This is a genomic window from Salipiger sp. (assembly GCF_059781815.1).
The window spans coordinates 1-2,994 of the sequence record NZ_JBYNAH010000354.1 but is presented as its reverse complement, the minus strand read 5'-3'; the positions used below and the strand labels follow the sequence as shown (position 1 = coordinate 2,994).

Here is a 2,994-nt window from a genome sequence, read left to right as displayed (position 1 = left end):
GGCCGAAGGCCAAGAGGGGGCAGCGCCCCCTGACCGCCCGGACCCGGCGAAGACGGGACCGGGCAGGACCTGTGCGCCCCGCAAGGGGCGCTCGATCAGATCACTCCAGCGTCAGGATAGTCTGGCCGGTGGTGCGGCGCGCCTCCAGCACCCGGTGCGCCTCGGCCACGTCCTCAAGCGGGAAGCGCTGGCCGATGCGAATCTTCACCTCTCCTGAAGACACCTTGCCGAACAGCATCCCCGCCATCGACTGGCAGGTGCCGTGATCGGCGATGTGGGTGAAGAGCGTCGGCCGCGTCACCTTGAGCGAGCCCTTCTGCGCCAGCAGGCCGAGGTTGAACGCCTCGACCGCGCCCGAGGCATTGCCGAAGGAGATCATCATCCCCAGCGGTTTCAGGCAATCGAGAGAGCCCTCGAAGGTGGCCTTGCCGACCGAGTCCATCACCACGTCAACACCCTTGCCATCGGTCAGATCGCGCACGCGGGCGACCCAGTCCTCGGTGGCGTAGTTGATGCAGGCATCCGCCCCGTGCTCCAGCGCCAGCGCGCATTTCTCGTCCGAGCCGGCAGTGCCGATCAGCCGGATGCCCTCGGACTTGGCCCACTGACAGGCGATCAGCCCGACGCCGCCCGCCGCGGCGTGGAACAGCACCGTGTCGCCGGCCTGCAGCGGCGTGGTGCGGTGGAAGAGATACTGCACCGTCAGCCCCTTCAGCATCATCGCCGCGCCCTCCTCGAAGGAGATCGCGTCGGGCAGGCGGCAGACCTGCGCCGCGGGCATCACCCGCGCCTCGCAATAGGCCCCCGGAGGCGCCGCGGCATAGGCGGCCCGGTCACCCACCTCGAGATGCATCACGCCCTCGCCCACTGCCTCGATCACGCCTGAGGCTTCCATACCCAGCGCATGCGGAAGCGTCATCGGATATAGCCCCGAGCGCTGGTAACAATCGATGAAGTTCAGCCCGCAGGCCTTGTGCCGGATGCGGACCTCTCCCGGCCCGGGATCGCCCACCGGCCAGTCGGCCAGCTTCAGAGCCTCGGGCCCGCCATGTTCCTCGATGATGACCGTACGTGCGGTTTCCGCCATGGGATCCTCCTCTGATCGCGCGTCGTTTGGCGCAGAGCCTGCGCCGGGGCGCCTCCGGGCACAAGCCCCCAGCGCCAGCCTGACAAGCGCTCGTGAAGCAGCCGGCGCGAAAACCGTGCTATGCTGGTTGCCACAGGGTGCCGGCAGGTCCGGCCCCGCGCGTTCCCGGCCGGACCTCTCCTGGCGCCGCAGTTGCCAGAGGGAGGAGACCCATGTCCCACACGATCGGAAACCCGCTGTCTTGGACGGCTCAGCAGCTGAGCGGCGCCGGTCAGCACCTCGCCGCCAGCACCCGCGCGCTCGGCAGCGACCACGCGCAAACCCCCGAGGTCCGAAGCATGGACCTCTCCGACATCAGCGCCTCGCTCCGGGACGGCTGGGAGGACTTCAAGGCCTGTCGCAGCGACGTCATGGCGCTGATGCTGGTCTACCCGGTGGTCGGGCTGGTGCTGATGGGCATCGGCCTGCATATGGCGCTGCTGCCGATGCTCTTCCCGCTGGTCGCGGGCTTTGCCCTGCTCGGCCCGGTGGCCGCGGTCGGGCTCTACGAGATGAGCCGGCAGCGCGAGATGGGCGAGCTGCCGCGCTGGGGCCACGCCTTCGCGGTGATGGGCACGCCGGGCTTCGGCGCGCTGCTGGTGATGGGGATCTACCTCGCCGCGCTCTTCGTGCTCTGGCTGCTGGCCGCCGCCGAGATCCACGCCATGACCATGGGGGCCGCCACGCCGGAGACCATCTCGGGCTTCCTCTACCAGCTCTTCGGCACCTCCGGCGGCTGGTGGATGATCGTGATCGGCTGCGGTGTCGGCGCGGGCTTCGCGCTGGTGGCGCTGGCGACCTCGGTGGTGTCCTTCCCGCTGGTCATCGACCGCCATGTCGGTGCACCGATGGCGGTGGCCACCTCGATCCGGGTGCTGAAGGCAAACCCGATGGTGGTGCTGTGCTGGGGGGCCACTGTGGGCATCCTGATGATGCTCGCGGCAATCCCGCTGCTGCTGGGCTTCATCGTGGTGCTGCCGGTGCTCGGCCACGCCACCTGGCACTTCTACCGCCGCGCCGTGGTCTGAGCCGCGTGTTCTAAAATTCGTTCCGGCGCGGGCCTTGCACCCGCGCCGGACAGATCTCCTGACAAGGCTCAGCAGACCTTCAGCACCATCTTGCCCACATGGGCCGAGCTCTCCATGCGCGCATGCGCCGCCGAGGCCTGCTCGAGCGGGAACTCGGAATCCATCACCGGGGCGACGCGGCCCGCGTCGAGCAGCGGCCAGACATGCTCGCGCAGCGCGGCGGCGATGCGCGCCTTGGCCTCGACGCTCTGCGGGCGCAGCGTCGAGCCGGTGATGGTCAGCCGCCGCACCATGAGATGCACGAAGTTCAGCTCGACCTTCGGCGATTGCAGGAAGGCGATCTGCACCAGCCGGCCATCGTCGGCCAGCGTCTTGACGTTGCGCGGGATGTAATCGCCGCCCACCATGTCGAGGATCAGGTCGGCCCCGCCCTCGGCGCGCAGCACCTCGACAAAATCCTCCTCGCGGTAGTTGATCGCGCGCTCGGCGCCGAGCGCCAGGCAGGCGGCGCATTTCTCCTCAGAGCCGGCGGTGGCGAAGACCCGCGCGCCCATGACATGCGCCAGCTGGATCGCCGTCGTGCCGATGCCGGACGAGCCGCCATGCACCAGGAAACGCTCCCCGGCCTTGAGCGCGCCGCGCTGGAACACGTTCGACCAGACGGTGAAATAGGTCTCGGGCAGGCAGGCCGCCTCGCGCAGCGCCATGCCCTCCGGGACAGGCAGGCAATGCGCCGCCGGGGTCGCCACGTATTCGGCATAGCCGCCACCCGGCAGCAGCGCGCAGACCACGTCGCCCACCGCGGGCCAGGTCACCCCCGGCCCCACCGCCGCCACGATG

General features: G+C 69.5%; 3 protein-coding genes. 1 reads left to right on the top strand and 2 read right to left on the bottom strand.

The annotated features are described in order from the left end of the window. Nucleotides 1-100: 100 nt before the first annotated feature. Complete coding sequence (locus AC6RA4_RS24515) at nucleotides 101-1,087, bottom strand: quinone oxidoreductase family protein (protein WP_500164786.1); 987 nt, start codon at nucleotides 1,085-1,087, stop codon at nucleotides 101-103. A 212-nt stretch (nucleotides 1,088-1,299) separates the two neighbouring features. Here AC6RA4_RS24515 and AC6RA4_RS24510 point away from each other — a divergent pair, with 212 nt between their 5' ends. Beyond that, entirely contained in the window at nucleotides 1,300-2,154 is an 855-nt protein-coding gene (locus AC6RA4_RS24510) for a DUF2189 domain-containing protein (protein WP_500164784.1), read from the top strand. A 68-nt stretch (nucleotides 2,155-2,222) separates the two neighbouring features. Here AC6RA4_RS24510 and AC6RA4_RS24505 read toward each other — a convergent pair. After that, on the bottom strand, nucleotides 2,223-2,994 hold a 772-nt coding region (locus AC6RA4_RS24505; RefSeq protein WP_500164782.1), incomplete at its 5' end, for an NAD(P)H-quinone oxidoreductase.